This is a genomic window from Niabella agricola, from assembly GCF_021538615.1.
Lineage (GTDB): Bacteria > Bacteroidota > Bacteroidia > Chitinophagales > Chitinophagaceae > Niabella > Niabella agricola.
The window spans coordinates 2896398-2914687 of the sequence record NZ_JAJHIZ010000003.1; the positions used below are offsets into that span (position 1 = coordinate 2896398).

Annotated in this window: 18 protein-coding genes and 1 tRNA gene; 4 read left to right on the top strand and 15 right to left on the bottom strand. The window is 43.1% G+C overall.

Annotated elements, in window-relative coordinates:
- Positions 1-63 precede the first annotated feature (63 nt).
- Together rho and LL912_RS17535 are read right to left on the bottom strand one after the other, a co-directional pair.
- Positions 64-1785 carry a transcription termination factor Rho gene (gene rho, locus LL912_RS17530; RefSeq protein ID WP_255785744.1) on the bottom strand — a complete coding sequence of 574 codons (1722 nt, stop codon included), beginning with the start codon at positions 1783-1785 and terminating at the stop codon, positions 64-66.
- Between the two features lie 167 nt (positions 1786-1952).
- Positions 1953-3047 (bottom strand): CapA family protein, encoded by a 1095-nt coding sequence (locus LL912_RS17535; protein WP_235554895.1) that lies wholly within the window; start codon positions 3045-3047, stop codon positions 1953-1955.
- A 313-nt stretch (positions 3048-3360) separates the two neighbouring features.
- Here LL912_RS17535 and asnS point away from each other — a divergent pair, with 313 nt between their 5' ends.
- Complete coding sequence (gene asnS, locus LL912_RS17540; protein WP_235554896.1) at positions 3361-4800, top strand: asparagine--tRNA ligase; 1440 nt, start codon at positions 3361-3363, stop codon at positions 4798-4800.
- 199 nt (positions 4801-4999) lie between these two features.
- On the opposite strand, the gene LL912_RS17545 is transcribed toward asnS, so the two are convergent.
- Together LL912_RS17545 and LL912_RS17550 are read right to left on the bottom strand one after the other, a co-directional pair.
- Positions 5000-6223 carry a glycoside hydrolase family 10 protein gene (locus LL912_RS17545; protein WP_235554897.1) on the bottom strand — a complete coding sequence of 408 codons (1224 nt, stop codon included), beginning with the start codon at positions 6221-6223 and terminating at the stop codon, positions 5000-5002.
- A 41-nt stretch (positions 6224-6264) separates the two neighbouring features.
- Positions 6265-6714: a MarR family winged helix-turn-helix transcriptional regulator gene (locus LL912_RS17550; protein WP_235554898.1), complete on the bottom strand. Its 450-nt coding sequence runs from the start codon at positions 6712-6714 to the stop codon at positions 6265-6267.
- A gap of 194 nt (positions 6715-6908) precedes the next feature.
- On the opposite strand from LL912_RS17550, the gene LL912_RS17555 reads away from it, so the two are divergent.
- Both LL912_RS17555 and LL912_RS17560 read left to right on the top strand, forming a co-directional pair.
- Positions 6909-7799, top strand: coding sequence for an aldo/keto reductase (locus LL912_RS17555; protein WP_235554899.1), 891 nt, complete (start codon positions 6909-6911; stop codon positions 7797-7799).
- Positions 7800-7895: 96 nt separating this feature from the next.
- A tRNA-Asn gene (locus LL912_RS17560) sits at positions 7896-7969 on the top strand.
- Positions 7970-8639: 670 nt separating this feature from the next.
- Here the strand turns inward: LL912_RS17560 and LL912_RS17565 are convergent.
- The 8 genes from LL912_RS17565 to LL912_RS26275 all read right to left on the bottom strand — a co-directional run bounded on the left by LL912_RS17565 (position 8640) and on the right by LL912_RS26275 (position 14025).
- Positions 8640-9185: a nucleotidyl transferase AbiEii/AbiGii toxin family protein gene (locus LL912_RS17565; RefSeq protein WP_235554900.1), complete on the bottom strand. Its 546-nt coding sequence runs from the start codon at positions 9183-9185 to the stop codon at positions 8640-8642.
- Between the two features lie 3 nt (positions 9186-9188).
- On the bottom strand, positions 9189-9761 hold the full coding sequence (locus LL912_RS17570) for a hypothetical protein (protein ID WP_235554901.1): 573 nt from the start codon (positions 9759-9761) through the stop codon (positions 9189-9191).
- A 268-nt stretch (positions 9762-10029) separates the two neighbouring features.
- Positions 10030-10710: a hypothetical protein gene (locus tag LL912_RS17575; protein WP_235554902.1), complete on the bottom strand. Its 681-nt coding sequence runs from the start codon at positions 10708-10710 to the stop codon at positions 10030-10032.
- A gap of 33 nt (positions 10711-10743) precedes the next feature.
- Entirely contained in the window at positions 10744-11766 is a 1023-nt protein-coding gene (locus LL912_RS17580; RefSeq protein ID WP_235554903.1) for a relaxase/mobilization nuclease domain-containing protein, read from the bottom strand.
- A complete protein-coding gene (locus LL912_RS17585; protein ID WP_235554904.1) occupies positions 11763-12146 on the bottom strand; it encodes a plasmid mobilization protein in 384 nt (127 codons plus the stop codon). The genes LL912_RS17580 and LL912_RS17585 overlap by 4 nt, the downstream gene beginning before the upstream one ends.
- Positions 12147-12644: 498 nt before the next feature.
- A complete protein-coding gene (locus LL912_RS17590; protein ID WP_235554905.1) occupies positions 12645-12911 on the bottom strand; it encodes a hypothetical protein in 267 nt (88 codons plus the stop codon).
- Positions 12911-13876 carry a toprim domain-containing protein gene (locus LL912_RS17595; protein WP_235554906.1) on the bottom strand — a complete coding sequence of 322 codons (966 nt, stop codon included), beginning with the start codon at positions 13874-13876 and terminating at the stop codon, positions 12911-12913. The genes LL912_RS17590 and LL912_RS17595 overlap by 1 nt, the downstream gene beginning before the upstream one ends.
- Complete coding sequence (locus tag LL912_RS26275) at positions 13873-14025, bottom strand: helix-turn-helix domain-containing protein (RefSeq protein ID WP_406603628.1); 153 nt, start codon at positions 14023-14025, stop codon at positions 13873-13875. The genes LL912_RS17595 and LL912_RS26275 overlap by 4 nt, the downstream gene beginning before the upstream one ends.
- Here LL912_RS26275 and LL912_RS17600 point away from each other — a divergent pair.
- Complete coding sequence (locus LL912_RS17600; protein ID WP_235554907.1) at positions 13966-14157, top strand: hypothetical protein; 192 nt, start codon at positions 13966-13968, stop codon at positions 14155-14157. The two genes, LL912_RS26275 and LL912_RS17600, sit on opposite strands and share 60 nt — an antisense overlap.
- Before the next feature lie 215 nt (positions 14158-14372).
- On the opposite strand, the gene LL912_RS17605 is transcribed toward LL912_RS17600, so the two are convergent.
- From LL912_RS17605 to LL912_RS17615, 3 genes are read right to left on the bottom strand one after another with little or no spacing between them, the layout of a single operon-like run.
- Complete coding sequence (locus tag LL912_RS17605; RefSeq protein WP_235554908.1) at positions 14373-15716, bottom strand: HlyD family secretion protein; 1344 nt, start codon at positions 15714-15716, stop codon at positions 14373-14375.
- Between the two features lie 13 nt (positions 15717-15729).
- Positions 15730-17940 (bottom strand): peptidase domain-containing ABC transporter, encoded by a 2211-nt coding sequence (locus LL912_RS26115; RefSeq protein WP_235554909.1) that lies wholly within the window; start codon positions 17938-17940, stop codon positions 15730-15732.
- A gap of 15 nt (positions 17941-17955) precedes the next feature.
- The gene (locus tag LL912_RS17615; RefSeq protein WP_235554910.1) at positions 17956-18288 is read right to left on the bottom strand and encodes a hypothetical protein; all 333 of its coding nucleotides are present in this window, start codon (positions 18286-18288) and stop codon (positions 17956-17958) included.
- Between the last annotated feature and the right edge of the window lie 2 nt (positions 18289-18290).

Here is an 18290-nt window from a genome sequence, read left to right on the forward strand (position 1 = left end):
AAAAAGAAATGCGATACCAAAAGGTATCGCATTTCTTAAAAGGCCAAATCTGCGCCTGTATTTTTAGGAATTCATACTTGCCAAAAACTCTTCGTTGCTTTTTGTGCCCTTCATGCGGCGAAGTAGTTCCGTCATTGCTTCTTCTGTCTTCATATCTGCCAGGTACACCCGTAGTAAATTCATTCGTTGCAATACATCTTTATCAAGCAGAAGGTCATCCCTTCTTGTAGAAGATGCGGTAAGATCAATAGCCGGGTAAATTCTTTTATTGGACAGTCTTCTATCCAACTGCAATTCCATGTTACCGGTTCCTTTAAATTCTTCAAAGATCACTTCATCCATCTTACTACCAGTATCAATTAAAGCCGTCGCAAGGATGGTCAGCGATCCCCCGTTTTCAATTTTACGGGCGGCACCAAAGAATTGTTTGGGCTTTTGCATAGCGTTTGCTTCAACACCACCGCTCAACACCTTACCCGATGCGGGCGACACGGTATTGTGTGCGCGGGCCAGGCGGGTAATGGAATCCAGAAGGATCACTACATCATGACCACATTCTACCAGACGCTTTGCTTTTTGCAGTGCCACAGTAGAAACCTTTACGTGCTTCTCTGCTGGTTCGTCAAAAGTAGAAGCAATAACTTCTGCTCTTACACTCCGCTCCATATCGGTTACCTCTTCCGGGCGCTCATCTACCAGTACGACCATCAGGTAGCATTCAGGGTGATTTTCTGCGATCGCATTAGCCACGGCTTTCAACAGCATGGTTTTACCGGTTTTTGGCTGCGCTACGATCAGTCCACGCTGACCTTTACCAATAGGTGTAAAGAGATCAATGATTCTTGTTGACAGGTCGGATGGACGTGTAAACAGGTTTAATTTTTCGTAAGGGAACAACGGCGTCAGGTAATCAAACGGAACACGGTCTCTTACTTCATCCGGTTTTTTACCGTTGATGGTATCCACTTTTAACAGCGCAAAATACTTTTCTCCTTCTTTTGGAGGACGTACCGCACCATGGATGGTATCGCCGGTTTTTAAACCAAATAATTTTATCTGCGAAGGAGATACATAAACATCATCGGGACTGGAAAGATAGTTGTAGTCAGAAGACCGGAGGAATCCATAACCATCCGGCATCATCTCCAGAACGCCTTCGCTCAGGATCATTCCGTCGAACTCTACGTTAAATGAAGGGTTCGTGTCCTTTTTGGAAGCATATACTTTATTTTCGACAGGATATTCTGTTTCTTCCAAAATGGTTGGAATAGGAGCGTCATATTTTTCGGTGGCCTTCAAAGCCTGTAAAATAAAGGCTTCGGTGGCCGCATCGGTTTTAAATACGGTTTCTTCCGCCTCCCCGTTACTGTTTTCAGCAGTAGCAGGTTCTTGTTTTGCAACAGGCTCTTCTTCCTCTTTTTTTGTAGGAGCTTTTTTCTTTTTGCCGGCCGGGGTGGCAGCTGCAGGCGCCGGCTTGGCGGCTGTTTTTTTAGCTGCTGCTTTTTTAGCAGGTGCCTTTACGGTTTTTTCAGCAGGTTCTTCTTCTTTTCCCTCTTCTTCCACAAAAGCTTCTTCTGTACCAATAGAGGTAGTGGCTTTTACAATGCGTTTTCTTTTGGGGCGTTCTTCAGAGGAGGCTTTAGAACCGGTTACAGCCTGGCTATCCAAAATTTTGTAAACCAGGTCCTGCTTGTTCAATTTTTTGGCATTAGGAATCTTTAACTGTTCGGCAATGTCTAACAGTTCAGGAACGAGCATATCGTTCAATTGTAAAATATCATACATAAATGTGCGGGATTAATCAAAAGATTAAATCTTAAGTGTGATAATAATTTGGTAAAGAATTCAAGTTTTTTGGATTGACAAATGATAATTGATATTATCATTCAGCAGAGATGATCATATGTTGATAGGGTCATTTCTTGAGCAAAATTACTACCTTTTGGGAAAAATCAAAATTTTTTAACAATAATCTCCCCTTTTTGGGTAATTCTTAACGGGCTTTTGGGAAAGTCTTTCAGGCTGAGCTGCTGCATCCTGACAGCTACTGTTTTAGCCGTATCCAGACGGGGGGTTTGGTCATTCCCGGGCAGCTGTATGGTAGAAATGATCCGGCCACCGGCGAAATCCCCATTTTTGTTTACCTGTATCTTCAGAATGGGTGCAATACCCAGAGAACCTTTCAGGCTTATGGGGCCATAAGTCGCATAATTTCCCAGGCTGTAGGCGATTAGCTTATTGCGGTACAGCTCTAACCCCCTTGCCACATGAGGACCGCTTCCCAAAACCAGGTCGGCGCCGGCATCCACGCAGGCCCGGGCAAATGCGTGCATATCTCCCCGGTCCTCTCCATGAAACAATTCTTTCTGTTTCAGCACCCGGTCCATTCCATCCCCCTCTGCTCCACCATGAAAATAAACAATCAGCAGATCGGTGCTATCTTTTATACGGCGTATTAATGCGGTAGTCTGTTCCGGATGGCTTATATGAAGATGCCTCCAGCCAAAACCGGCTGCAATCACTCCGTAACGGATCCCATTTTTGTGAATGATCTTATGTACCTGGTGATGTTTGATTCCGGCAAAGCCGATGCCACTTTTTTCGAGGAGGTTCATGGTTTGTATCAACCCGGCGTTGCCAAAATCACCGGAATGATTGTTGGCAAGACTTAAAAAGTCGAAACCGGCTTCTCTAAAGTATTGTTCAGATCCCGGCGGCATACGGAAGGCATAGCAGTTTTTAGGATTGACGCATTTTTTTTCGGGGAGGGATGCGCCGGTAATTACTCCCTCAAGATTTCCGATCAGGAAATCGCCCGATCTCAGGGAGTCAGCCAGGGGAATAAGGATGTTTCTTTTTGGCATCCTGCGGCGATCGGGGAAGTCGGACCCCAGCATCATATCGCCCACAGCGGTGATGGTTACCCCTTCTTTTTCTTTAACAGGCGGTTCCTTTTGTTCAGTAACAGGTGCGGCAGGCTTAGGCCGGATGTCATGGCATCCTGTTATCAAAAGGCTAGCGGTAATAACAAAAAGCAGTCGGATCATTGATGCAAAGATAGACAGAATCACTGGTGTAACATATGTTCCTAAAGCGCCAAAAGGTTTTATCCGGTAAAGATCGCGTGTCGGAATATAAATCCATTTCAGAACACAATGGTTCGTCAATGCCCGAATCATTTACATTCCGGCGCAGATCAATGGTAATGCCAGCTGCAAAAATTGTAAACAGCGTGTTGTGCGGTTCGCGCATCGTTTACCTGTTGAAGCAGCCCGGTGATGAACGATATAGCGGTGCTTAATATACAACGGTGGCAAAAACACTTCTTGTGACTATCTTTGCCGCTCAAGAAATACTAATATGTTTAACAAAAGGATTAAAATTAAAGAACTCCTGCAGCAGGAGCCCGCAGAACAGCAAGTAACCGTAATGGGATGGGTACGTACATTCAGAAATAACCAGTTTATCGCTTTGAATGACGGATCTACCAATACGAATTTGCAGGTGGTGGCTACTTTGGGGATGTTTGATGAATCCTTGTTAAAACGGGTTACCACCTCGGCATCCCTGAAGATAACCGGAACCGTTGTGCCTTCTGTAGGAAAGGGCCAGAAGCTGGAGGTAAAGGCCGATACGATTGAGATACTCGGCGACTCGGATGCAGAAGCCTATCCCCTGCAACCTAAAAAACACTCCCTGGAGTTTTTAAGAGAAAAGGCGCATTTGCGTTTCCGGACCAATACTTTTGGTGCTGTTTTCCGTGTAAGACATTCGTTGGCATTTGCCGTACACCGTTTTTTCAACGATAAAGGATTTGTATACCTGCACACCCCCATCATTACCGCCAGTGACGCGGAAGGTGCCGGGGAAATGTTCCGGGTAACCACCCTTCCCTTTGAAGATACGCCAAGAAACGAAGATGGATCTGTTAATTTTAAGGAAGATTTTTTTGGAAAATCGACCAATTTAACGGTAAGTGGGCAGTTGGAAGGCGAATTAGGCGCTACCGCCTTTGGCGAGATCTATACCTTTGGCCCCACCTTCCGGGCTGAGAACAGCAATACCGCGCGGCACCTGGCCGAATTCTGGATGATTGAACCGGAGATGGCCTTCTACGATCTTGAAGACAATGCCAACCTTGCCGAGGAATTTATTAAGTATATTATCCGGTATGTATTGGAAAACAACCGGGAGGATCTGGATTTCCTGGCGCAGCGCCTGGCAGAGGAAGAAAAGCAGCTGCCGCAGGATAAACGCAGCGAAATGGGATTGATCGAAAAGCTGGAATTTGTATTAAACAACGATTTCCAGCGCCTGTCCTATACCGAAGCCATTGACATTTTAAAGGACAGCAACCATAACAAGAAAAAGAAATTCCAGTACCCGATTACCGGGTGGGGAATGGATCTGCAAAGTGAACATGAGCGGTACCTGGTAGAAAAACATTTTAAAAAGCCGGTGATCCTGATGAACTACCCTGCATCCATTAAAGCATTTTATATGCGCATCAACGAGGATGGGAAGACTGTAGCAGCAATGGACATCCTGGCGCCGGGCATTGGCGAAATTGTAGGCGGATCACAGCGGGAAGAACGGCTGGATGTATTACTGGAAAAAATGGAAAAAATGGGAATACCGGAAGAGGAACTTTGGTGGTACCTGGATACCCGCCGTTTTGGAACGGTGCCGCATTCCGGTTTCGGTCTTGGCTTTGAGCGGATGATGCAGTTTGTAACCGGTATGAGCAATATCCGGGATGTGATCGCTTTTCCGCGTACTCCCAAGAGCGCAGAATTCTAGTTTTCTCATATAGTCAATAAAAAAGGAACTGTCTCAAAAGTCCGAAACCGTCATTTCGATCCCGCCCTTGCGAGACGAAGCGGTCCCGATTGCTATCGGGAGGAGAAATCTCATTGCCTGGAAATGATGTATGGGAGATTTCCCGGCTTCACTACATTACGCTCGAAATGACGGACTTTTGAGACAGCCCTTTTTTCATTTAATGATTTGGCCGTTCCGGTAACCAGGACATCGGTGGAATTTTTGCCGGAAGCCGGTAATAATTGTTTTTCAGCGAATCGTTCCATCCGGCAGGATTTCTATCAAAACTCTTGCTGTTAAAATAAACGCTACCCTGTATACCCGGGTTCTTGCGTAATAATTTGATTTGGTCCGGTATCTGGGAAGGTTTTCTCCAGTTGGTATTGCCAGCTTCGTAATACCGGTATACACCATGACCGATGTAAACGTGGCGCCCGTAGCTATGTTTGGCCCACCAATCTACCATTGTTTCAAAAGGGATCAGGTGATCGCCGATTTCCCGGTATAGCTGTGGCGTAACATAGTCGATCCATCCCATTCTCAGCCACAGTAGAATATCGGCGTACAGATCGTCATAGTTCGTAAGCCCCGCTTTTGTATTGCTGCCGGCCGGGTCCTGTGAGGCATTTCTCCACACGCCAAATGGACTGATCCCGAATTTGCACCAGGGTTTTACCGCTTTAATAGCGATGTTCAGGTTTCGGATCATCGAATCTACATTGGCGCGTCTCCAATCTGCCTTGCTGAGTTTGGTTCCGGATTGTTTATAGGCATAATCGTCCGGAAAGGGCTTGGTGCCGATGGGATATGGATAAAAATAATCATCCATATGAATGCCGTCGATATCATAACGGCGCACAATATCTTTTACTACATCGATCACAAACTGTTGTACCTGTTTGTTGGAAGGATTAAAATACCGGGTGGTGCCATAGGTAACAAACCAATCCGGACGCTTCCGGATCATATTATCTGAAGCGATAGAAGACTTACCAATAGAAAACTCTGCTCTGTACGGATTTAACCAGGCATGAAACTCCATGCCCCGTTTATGAGTTTCCTGTATCATAAAGGCCAGTGGATCGTAAAATGGCACAGGGGCCCTGCCCTGTACGCCAGTCAGCCATTGGCTCCAGGGCTCATATGGTGAAGGGTAAAAAGCATCACCACTAGGCCGCACCTGGGCAAGAATGGCATTCATGCCATTCCGTTTATGGAGATCCAGCTGACGGATAAACTCTGCTTTTTGCTGCTCCACGCTGGCATTTTGCGGAGGCCAGTCAATACCTAATACAGTAGCAATCCACACACCGCGAAATTCATATTGAGATTGCTGGGCAAGGCTTGGGAGGCTGATAAGTGTTACAAAAAGACCAAAAAGGAAAAAGCGGATCAACGTCATAGCTTACAAATGTAGCCCAACAAAACTTAATAAAAAACCAATCAAACATGCAGCTTATCCAGCATCGCACTAATCTGTTCGGCTTCTTCTGTGCTTACATTATGAAAGAAGGTAGCAATCCGGTCTTCGGTTTCATCCAGCAGGGCCAGCTTGTCAAGTCCTTCCGGGGTAATTACCACATCTACCAGCCGGTTGTCAATGTGGTTCGTGCATTTAGTAACCAGGCCTTTCAACACCAACCGGTCTACAATGCGACTGGTATCGCTCATCTTATCGATCATTCTTTCCCGTATCTGCAATGTAGAAAGGGGTTTAGGAAAGCTTCCCCTTAAGATCCGCAATATATTATATTGTTGTACCGTAAGTCCCTCTTTTTTAAAACCGGCTTTTAAAAAATACTGAAGGCTGCTGGATGTATAGATCAGGTTCAGGGCTAACTTATGATAGCTGTTTTTAAATTGACGTTGGCTTATTTTTTCCTCGATGGACATAGCTTCCGATTTTGTAAAGCTGTTTTTCACAGCACAAGCGCCGGCTGGCACTGCTGCACAGCATTTCCGGTCCTTATCATGGAAAATTATAAAAAAAAACACACAAACAAACATTTGTGATGTGTTTTAAGGAAACTTTACTGATTATGAAAACAATCTTTAAAAGATGCCTGTTGTTTTAGAAATTTGTCATTATGGAATATAGAAGTTTAGGAACAACCGGGTGGTCTGTATCCGCACTCGCTTTTGGTTGCATGTCGTTAACCGGATCAAAGGAAGAAAGTATGCAGTTAGTTGCAGAAGCGGTAGCCGGTGGTGTCAATTTTTTTGATACGGCCGATCTTTACGATAAAGGCGAAAACGAAACGCTGGTCGGCCAGGCCTTAAAACCCTTCCGGAAGAATATTTTCCTGGCTACGAAGGTGGGAAATCAATGGCGGGCCGACGGTTCCGGCTGGGACTGGAACCCTCGTCGTGACTATATCCTAAGCTGCGCGGAAGCAAGTTTGAAGCGGCTGCAGACGGACTATATAGATCTGTACCAGCTTCATGGAGGAACCATTGAGGATAACATCAACGAGACCATTGATGCCTTTGAAACACTGAAACAACAGGGAAAGATCCGGCATTATGGGATCAGCAGCATCCGTCCAAACGTGATGAAAGAATATGTAGACCGTTCTTCCATTGAATCGGTAATGGTGCAGTACAGCCTGCTGGACCGCAGACCGGAGGAAGCGGTGCTATCTTTATTAAAGGAACACAATAAGGGGGTGCTGGTAAGAGGTGCGCTGGCACAGGGTATGCTGGTTGATAAACCGGCAAGGGAATACCTGGAGTACAGCAAGCACCAGGTAATGCAGTTACAGCAGGCCATCAAAGCATTAGCCGGCCGCTATTCGCCGCAGGCCTTGGCGGTACAATATGTATTGCAAAATCCTGCGGTTACCAGTGTTGTTGCCGGAATTCGTACCAGGGGGCAGCTGAAGGAGTTGCTGGCTGCCCTAAAGCCGGTAGAACCTGCTGAGCTGCAACGATTATCAGGGGTTTTGCCACCAGTATTTTACACGCAGCACCGCCAATAAAAAAAAGTTGAAATAATTCCTTTTCAAATAAAAATATCCTTATTTTTGCAACCCTTAATCGCCCGGATGTATATCTAAGTGATCAAGTGAATAAATTCCTCCTTAGCTCAGTTGGTTAGAGCATCTGACTGTTAATCAGAGGGTCGCTGGTTCAAGTCCAGCAGGGGGAGCTGAAAATCAACTATTTACAAGGGTCGCACTACGCGGCCCTTTAAATTTGCCAGTAATTTGCCAGTGGCATATTTAGCAGTGAAGCAAAGAGCTGTTAACAGTATAAATTTACTGCTTTTTCAAACAATACAGATCGTTCTAATGAAATAGCTACACACTATTAGAAACTTTCCATATCCCATATCTAATGCCCAAATTATTCTTACGATGACTTTTTGGTCAATTAGCAAAACCTTCAACGTGGAACCAAAAAACCGGGAGCTGATTAGTACCAACCGATATTAATATTGTCTCTCCGAAATAAGGCGGTGACGCTGCCAAAATGGGCCACCTTTGATTGATCTAAACGGCATTTTCCTTCAAAATGAAACTGTCAAAAACAATCTAATTGAAGAATCACCAAATGGCGGCCATTTATAAGAATATTAAGCTTTTCTGCCGAAATTGGAAATAGTTATATAATCACAAATAAATCGAAATTGCTTTGGTCAGCGAAACCTGTGGGTTACTTGCAGTAATCGTGGTAGTTTTTGCCCGTAAACTCAGGTTTGTTTCAATATTGTAAGTTCGCCTTCATACTTTGAAATGAAATTTATAACGATCCTCCCTGAACTAAAACTGACTCTATAAATAGCTCCCTGGTAAAAGTTCTCCCTTTCAAAATTTCCATCAATCTGGTTTGGCCTTTTCATAGGCCCAGGATGTTATTGTTACCGGTTTGTTGGGCATTACGGTATCATACCCGGCTTCCAGTAAAATGCCATCTTTAATACCCTGACGGGTTGCCGTCAACTGGTGATAAAACAATCGGATACCACCACTATTATAGTTTTTTGTATTGTCGTATTCGGTGTCGCGCGTTACCTTAATTATTCCAGGTATGTTTATTTCCGCTGCCAGTTGGTCGTAATACTCCTTTTTCTTTTGAGAATTAGCTGGTTTATCGTTTTTTGGATTTTCGTTGATGCCTAATACTGCTGGCGGATCAATATGGATATCTATATCTTCAGAAAAGCGGTCAATGATTCCATACGCTTTGGATAAAGAGGTTCCTCCTTTCAACTGGAAGTTATATCCCTGTTTTTTTAGCCCGTACAGGCTGTGCATTATCCAGTAATCTTTTTCAATAAGTGTGTCCAGTATTCCAGTCTCATCTTGTAATATCCGGAGCAGGTCACCAAAATCATTATGTTCGTGCAGGTATATTTCTTCCATAGCTTATGCCAACAAAGGATTAAAAAATTTGACGGTAGCAACCTTTCCAAACCGGTTCACCAATGCTTTGAGCCGGCGCGCATCCATGCCTTTTGTTTTTTCTTTTACTTTCTCCAGCACAACATCACGATCCTCTGCCAGTTCGTTTATGTTATTTACAAGGTCCACCAACAGAAACTCATCTGTTACTTTCAGCGGTACATAAGGCTTGCGAACAAAGTTAAAAACTCGGTTTCCCAATTTAAACTCGCCGTGGCGTTTTAAATTATATACCTTCTTAGTGTTGTAGAGTTGAGTGGTTCCTACGCCCAGAGTATTGTAGTCGTTATAGGAGGTAAGAAGAAAGTTTGTATCTTTTAAAAAGGACGTTATCAGCTCTTTGTCATTGGCCGGTGCTTTGCCAAACACGGTCTGTTTAGGCACATAATAAAGTCCTCCGGAAAGTTTTTCCAGGGTTCCGTCTGTTACCAGTTGTTGCAAATGCCGGTCTACAGATTTAGACCATTTCTCTAAATCTCGCCGCCGGTATACCTCACCCGGCCTTAAATTTCTTTTTAAAGCCTGTAACTTACTCATAATGCAAAGGTACAAATAAAGGAAAATGTATGAAAAATAATTAAAAATTCATGCAAATATTGTGATATAAAATTTATTATCAGTGTGTTATATTATAGTCAATAAATGTCAATAAGCTGACAAGTTACTCAAAAGCCTAATTTGGAAGGGATCGAACCTCTTAAAAGGGATATTTCTTGCTGAGTAAAAAGGCCTGCCTTTGAAAAAGCTGGCCGTTGCTAACCTATGAAAAACACCAATTTTAAAGTACAAAATATTATCTGATTCATCAATGCCCCGCCGCTTTCCGTAATTTGCCGGCTTCAGATTTTAGCTTTTCTGCCTCTTTCACTCTATTATATGCTTCCTGCAGCAGGCCCATATTTTTTCTATTTTCTTCCTCTTTTGTAATCACTGAATCCCTCAATCCTGAATTATTGGTATATGCCTGGTCCACTTTGTCCAGGTAGCGCTGTAGTGGAGTGAAGGCAGTATCTAACCGCATAAGCCGGTACTTGGTGTCATTTCCCTGGAATTGCTCCAGCTTTTGATAAGTGTTGTACCACCCACAGCAAAGCAGGCAGACTGCAATAAAAAGAACCCCGGTGGCAACAATGATCTTATGTACATGATGGTGATGCTCCAATTTTTGGATCACCGGTTCGGATAACTGTTCACGTACAGCGGATAATTCTCGGCGCAGTGCTTCTATTTCCTTAGCAGGAAAATTCTGGTTGCTGATAATATACCCCAATTTTTCTGCTTCCCTTTTTACTACAGCTACTGTATTATTTTCGGTAAGTTTCTGCTGCTGCTGGTTATCAATAACCTGCTGAATTTTCCCATGCTGCTCTTTAACTTCACCCGTCAGGGCCGTAATATTTTTGTTGCTTTCCTGGTACCTTTCAGAAAATTCATTCAACACAAACAGTACTGATTCTTTTTCCTCGGTGTTTATTTTTTCTTCCATGATGATATAGGTTTCTGTTTTTAGAAAAGTTTACTAAATGCCAAAGCCGCGTTTTTTCTTCTTCTTTTTATTGTAGCGGTAGTATTGTTTCATGGCCTCGGCTGCAGACAGTTCGTCCGGTGCGGGGTAATAGGTTTTAAAAAGTTCGGCCACCAGGTCGGCTGCTGCGCTCGCAATCTGGAAGTCGACCTTGCTCACATCGCTTAATCCTGAATCAAGTATTCCTGGGATAAAAGGTGTGTGCGGGGAGAACGGTTTGTCGACTTTTTGGCCATCGGGCCCTATTTGCAGCACCTGTTTTGCCTGTAGGATCTTTTCAATGGTGGCTAAGGAATAGCCCAGCTCTGAACCTTTTACCCGCACTTTTTTGTCATCAATAAATGTAATTCCCCGCCCTTTGATAACAGTATAGCCCAATTGCTCCATTTTTCCGGAGAAGTCAGCCAGGTTTGTCGCCTGCCTGAGACAATGCTTCAGGTCTTTCTTCATCTTTTCTTTCCGGGCATCATGCCTGGGCAATAGCTGCTGATCCTTGGGTAAAAATTGTTTGGGGCTGAGCACGGGGGTAAGCCCGTATTGCTTTTCCAATCTCCGGCAGAGCTTGTCCATTTTGTAAAAATTATTACTGGTGCTGGCGGCTTTCCCGTCAAAGCCCACCCGGTTCGCTACCAGGTGAATGTGCTGCTCTTTGGTGTCGTGGTGCTGAACGACAAGGTATTGGTTACCAGCAACACCTAATTCTTTGGCCATTTCTTCTGCAACGGATAACCACTGGTGGCGGGCAAGTGTTTCTCCAGGAGCCAACCGGATAGAGGCATGCAACACGGGTTTTTCTACCCGTTTGCTCAGTTTTTTTACGTCTCCGAACTGTTCGGTCAGCTCCTTTTTATTCCCGTAACACTGGTTATAGGCCAGTACCTCCGCCCGGTTTTTATGGCGTAAACCATCGCCAGCCGTCAATTCTTTTTTCTTTTCATCGGTCAGTCGCTGCTTATCTTCCAAACAGTAACCAATACAATGGGCAAACGATTTTCCTATGGTTATTGTAGCGATCATTGTAAATAATTTTTAATGGAGGATGCAATTCCCTTCAGCTCTTTGGATAAAATATCCAGCGCTGCACGATCCACCGGCGTTAAAATATCCGTTACACTGTTATGCCGTTTTGTAAGCTGGTTCAGGTTTGCTGCCATGTGATTGAGGGTGCCGGTAAGCAATAAAACTTCTTTGGGCAGCGCTTTTTCTGTTACGACAATTTGTCCATGCAGCCCCATTGAGCGCAAAAATTCTGATAAAGTCATCCCTGCTTTTTTAGCGTTACCGGCGATTCGTACCTGCTCATACCGGCTGCATTTAAGCGCCAGCACTACATTACGTTTAATGGCCTTAAACGGCCTGCCGCCTTTATTTTTAGTAGGTTTATCTTCCTGCTTCATAGGATTGTCTTATTTTTCGAATGCCACCCCAAGCGGCATGAGAAGCCCCCGAATCACGCCCCAGCGGGATGAGGGGCCAGCCGTTTTGGTATTACCAAACCATTGCTGGCTACCTCAACGTCGAAAAGGCTTTCCCGTATTTGATCGTTCAAAATGTTCGTCATTTTATTTGCTGTAGGAGGCTTTAAATGCTATTTAACTGTTACGACTTTGGAGTTAAACAGCAAGGGGCCAATGTGCAACATTTGGTACACCTTGCCATTCCCTTCGATGGGGATTAAGGAAAGCTATGTTACCGGCTTAATCGCCGTTTTATAATTCCCGGGGCATTTCTTTTATGCAATAATTCGCGGCGGAAAAATTGGCAGTTGTTGTATTACCGCAGCTCATCCTTGTTGAAAACTTTCGGATTGTCAACACCATATTTGCGGAGATTATTTTTTAGGTTCATCCATAGCTGGATATTGTAATCGGCAATTTCATGGAGGTCTGTATCTGTTAAACCAAATGGATTTTGTACCGAACCGGTGCCGTTTTTTCGTTGCTGACCTGAGGAAGAAGTGCGGTTGTATCTGCACTGCCCGCAACATTTTGCGGCTCTATGTAGGAAAAAATTGTTGGGGCTGATCCTTCCCCGATCTGTAACGCTGGCCCAATAGCCATGCTGTCGCCATAAAACCGGATCTGCTTTCCTGAACTTAAATGCAATGTTCTTTTCTTAAAATCTGCCATTGTTTTTGTTTTTTTCGTTAAAAAATATTTCATTACCTGCCAAGGCCTAAGCTCCGCTTTTGGACACGATGAATCGTTTCATCAATTTCATTTTTTGCCTGTCCCTGCTTCTGTAAGGAGCGGTTTTGCCGGGTCAGCCATTCGTTCAGGTCCGCATAGCCCTCATAAAGCAGGCTGTGATCTTTGTATTTTGAATTTTCCTTTACAAGCTGAGCCGTACATTTTAGCCCGGCGTTATCACGATCCAGGTATAGATAAACGGAAGCATGCTGCTCTATCAGCATGCGGGATTTTTCCAAAAAAGCCAGGGAGTTGAGCACTAAAATGTTTGTATTATTGACGGCAGTCTTTTGAATGGCAGCATAGGTTAGAAAATCGAAGAAGCCTTCAAAAACGCTGATTTCATTGGCGCTGTTGTTTAAAAAGGATATGTTTTTGGGTGCTGCGCTGCCTTTAAAATGCGTATTGCGCAACTCGTAACCCCCAGCATCATTAGCAAAACCAATGGCGTAATATTTTCTGTTATTGAGCTCATATTGTACTTTCCGGCAATATCCCCGGGCTATTCCAAGCGGTATTTTCCGTTGCCCCAGATAAGCAATGAGCGCGGATGACACAATTGGGCCGGTAGATAACACCTGGATTTTCTTCTCTTTATCAGGGAGCGGAACATTACCCGAATGCGATAAGTTTTGCAACGGATTGCGATGAAAAGAAAGAAAATCCTGCAACCTGGTCAATGCCTCCGGAATACTACAGCTGTGATACAACATGCAGAGGTCAACAATACTGCCCCCTTTGCCAATCCCATGATCATACCACAGGCCCTTTCTCCGGTCAACTTTAAACGAAGGAGTGTTTTCACTTCTGCCGGGCAGTGGGGATAAATACCAGTATTCCGGGTTGCGGCGTATCCGGGAGTCAGGATAGTGACCCAGAGACTCCAGGTAATCGACTAGGTCGATTTGTTTTGCGTCGGTTGTAGTAAAGCGTTTCATTTTTCATTCGGTTGATAGTGAATGTTCTTTTTTTGTTTCACGTATTCCAATACTTCAGACCGGATAAAGTAAACCCGGCCGCCCTGTTTATGAAAAGGCAGGCCGCGCTTCATCCAATCATGCAGGGTTACAAGGGAGATCCGGAACATGCCTGCGATCTCTTTCCGGTTAAGCAAGGGCTCGCCTTCCTCATTGTTTTGATTTGTGGGCGCGGGAATATTTTCCAGGCATTCTTTAATGGCGTCCCTGATTCACCGGCGAAAATCTCCTTCATTAGGTAAAAAAAATGTATCCATAAAAATTCGTTTTATGGAGGCAAGATGAGTTAAGGAAAAGGCAAAGTCAATGCACGATGCATCGTGTATTCTCAATGATTGATAATAAGCCGATTAAGGGCGGTTAATTATGGCAGGGTGAATAAATTAGACCACTCGCTGGATTGTATACTTGTCTGTGTAAGCTTTTGGACGGGGAATAAATTATGATTCTTATCGTTCTATTTACTAATAGATGTAGCCTTTACTATCGAATAATACAACCGCTCCAATAGCCGCATATCTTTTGTAATTACTAGAGCTCGGGCGCTCAACCCATTCCTGTATTGAATGGTTTTTTGTTGGTTCGTAATCAACCCCCCATCCAGACGCACACTTCCTAAAAATGCGCTGTCCACGGAAATTGAGGATACATAGTTTAAGGTACCGGAAACAAATCCTGTTTCTTGATATGGATAGGCGTCAAATCTTAGCTGTACTTTCATACCGGTATCGACCTTGCCAAAATTGTTTTGAGATAGGCGAATTTCTGCATAGTATTTGGTGTCTGAGGGATTCACGTAACCCAATATTTTTCCTGCTTCAATAAATTGATTCTGCTGTAATGGAACGGCAAAAACAACTATACCATCTGTAGGAGCCCGAATAGTAAAATGGCGTAGCCAATCATCAACTTTACTTTTTAGCGTTTGTAAAGCTTGCTCAAATGTCTGCTGTTGGTGAAAGATATCAATATTGAGTTGATCAATTTCCTTCTGCTTGTCACTTATAAGATTTTGCTGGGCTAATATACTCATATCTACCTGTGGGTCTGCTTTCTTTTTATTTAAAAGGGCACTTTGTGCTTGACGATATTCCTCGGCAGATATTACCTTCTCTCTAAAAAGCTTTTCATTCATTTCAAAAGTATTTTTAGCAAGCTCATTATCTTTTGTTATAAAATTTTTCTGCTCAGCCACTTTGTTCTTCATGGTCTGAAGAGATACAATATCATTACGTAACATGGCTTTCCTATTCGAATAAAAGCCATTAACGAGATAGTCACTATATTGTAGAAGGGTTGTAGTAAAAGTTTGGTAGTCAGTTTGTAGTTCTCCAAGCACGTTGAAACGCTTTCCAAAAAGTTTGGCTATCCGACCGGGGCTACCATTACCTACCAATTTGATACTGCTGTCAAGTCTTGTGGCTAGATCAATTACTTCATTTGGATCGGCGTTTGATTCGAGCCAACCTAGAAATTCTCCTTGTTTAACTTTTTGGTTATTCTTAACGAAAAGCACGGTTAGCTTGCCCGTTTGATATGGAACAATCTCTTTAGGAGCATTTTGACCCGTAAGAAAGGCATCGGCTTCGATAATGTCAGGATATTTAATAAACCAAGTACTTGTCGTCAATAATAATAGCACTGTAGAAAATAACAGCAAAGCCCATTTTTCATAAAAGTCGGGTTTGCGACTTATGATCTCTTGGGCGATATCTGACCGCTCTTGAAAGGTTTTGTTTAATGAAAATTCCTTTAATCCCTCTTGGGACAGTTCTTCAGCCACTTTAATGCCTTTACCCATACGTGCAGAGTTTTTAATTACCCAGTTCTAGTTGGTTTTTTACAAGTTCATAATATTTTCCTTTTAAATTGGAGAGTTCCTCATGGGTTCCTTCTTCAACGATTTTGCCCTGGTCCAGTACGACAATCTTATCTGCATTTTTTACAGTACTCAAACGATGCGCAACAATCACTACGGTTCTGCCCATAAAAAACCGTGCTAAGTTTTCTATGATTTCCTTTTCATTGTTAGCGTCCAAAGAATTAGTTGCCTCATCAAAGAACAAATAAGAAGGGTTTTTATACACTGCTCGCGCTATCAGTATCCGTTGGCGTTGGCCTTGGCTGACGCCGGTACCTTCGGCGCCCAGTTTTGTATAATACCCATTGGGGAGCGCCTCAACAAAGGATTGAATATTAGCAATGCGGCAACTTTGGATCAAACGGTTCAAATCAATCTCTTCTTCTCCTACTGCTATATTCCGGGCAATTGTATCATTAAAGATATAACCATCTTGCAATACAGCACCACACTCGTTCCTCCAGAAGTGGTGGCTGAGAAAAGTAAACTTTAATCCTTCTTTATTATTTAGGATCTGCGTACCAATTCTTATTTCTCCATCGTACTGCTCGTATATTTTCAGTAGCAATTTTACCAAGGTAGTTTTTCCACTGCCGCTGACGCCTACAATAGCGGTCACTTTGTTTTCCGGAATTATCAAGTTAATATTCTCAAGAACCGGATCATTACCAGCACCGGGATAAGTAAAAGTAAGATCGCTAATAGCGATGGATTTACAATCTGGCAGCTGTGTGATATATCTTTTTTCTATGTCTTCTTCATCATCCAATTGATGGATTTCGTTCAGCCGTTCCATACTTATTCTGGCATCCTGTAGACTTTGCACAAAGCCCACCCATTGTTGTATTGGACCACTGAGCTGACCTATGACGTACTGTACCGCCAGCATGGCCCCCAATGTTAGTTTTCCGTCAATTACTAGTTTAGCCACAATAAAACTAATAGCGATGCCTTGCAGGCTGTTAATAAAAGTGGCACCCGCAGATTGTACTTGGCTATAGTTAAGATTTTTAAATCCCAGCTTGAATACGTTTGCTTGTATATTCTCCCATTCCCAGCGTTTTTGCTTTTCGGCGTTGTTCAATCGGATTTCCTGCATACCCTGGATCAATTGTAACGTAGCATTATTTTCTTTAGCTGATAAGTGAAAGGTTTCATAATTTAACTTTCGCCTTATTCGTAAAAACAGCTGAACCCAAACAAAATATATGATACTGCCTATGCAAAAAATAAAGAATAATTCAACGCTATAGATCATTAGCACAATTGCATATACGATAAAATTAAAAAATGAGAAGATCGTATTTAAAGCAGTTCCCGTAAGAAAGCCCTGAATCGCGCGATGATCACCAATGCGCTGCAAAGTGTCCCCAATATGATGAAGATCAAAATAGGAAACAGGGAGCCGCGTAAGTTTGATCCAGAAGTCAGACAAAATCTGAATATTTAATACATTAGACACCCTTAGCAATATCCGGCTTCGAATAAAATTTACAACAGTTTGACTGAAGGTAAGCATTACCTGAGCAACCAGGACAATTACTATGAATTGAAGGTTTTGTGTATTAATTCCAGTATCGACAACGCTTTGAGTGAGAAATGGAAATACTAGGGATAACAGGGATGTGATCAGTAAAGCAATAAATACTTGCACGATTTGCCACCGGGCTGACTGTAGATATTTTGATACCAACGACCAGTTAAGTTTTTTTTCTTTCTCCCCTTCGTTTTCATAAAATGCAGGTGTGGGCTCCAATAATAGGGCAATTCCAATAGCATTGTCCTGTTCATCGCTAGAGGAGGCCCAATGGTTTAAAAAATCTGTTGTGGTATATGAAAGCAACCCCTTGCTTGGATCAGCGATTTTGACTTTTTTTCTTCTGATTTCGGTCAACACAACAAAATGATGTTGATCCCAATGTAGGATAGCTGGCAATGCTGCCTCTGTCAATTGTTTCAAGGATAGTTTAGCCCCCCTTGTTCTAAAACCAATTTTTTCAGCTGTATCGCTAATCCCTAATAAGGAAACACCCGCTTTGCTAAAGCCAGCCATCTGACGCAATGTATCAGCGTTATAATGTTTTCCATAAAACTTAGCAACTATCCGCAGACAGGTTGGTCCGCAATCCATGGCATTAAGCTGTTTATAGAAGGCAACCTTCACTTTTGAGATAGTTTTTTATTGGTTTTCACACAATTTGAACACAGTGATTTCAGAAAAACAAAGTTCTCCGCCGCTCTCAATTTTGGCGATATCTTCTCGAGACAGAATATGACCATTTCGTATAAAAAGAGCATCGACCATTTTTCCGTCTTCAGCGTAATAGTACGTATTACGCATCCGATCGAATTTTATAGGGAATCCCAGTTCTTTCATTTCTTGTATTACTCCGGCCATGGCGCTTTTGCATAAATTATTTTTACTAGCGAAGCTCTCCAAATCTCCAGTTGCTTTCTTTTTAATCATGTGATCTATAAATCTGATGCGATTTATATGTTTTAGAATAGCCATAG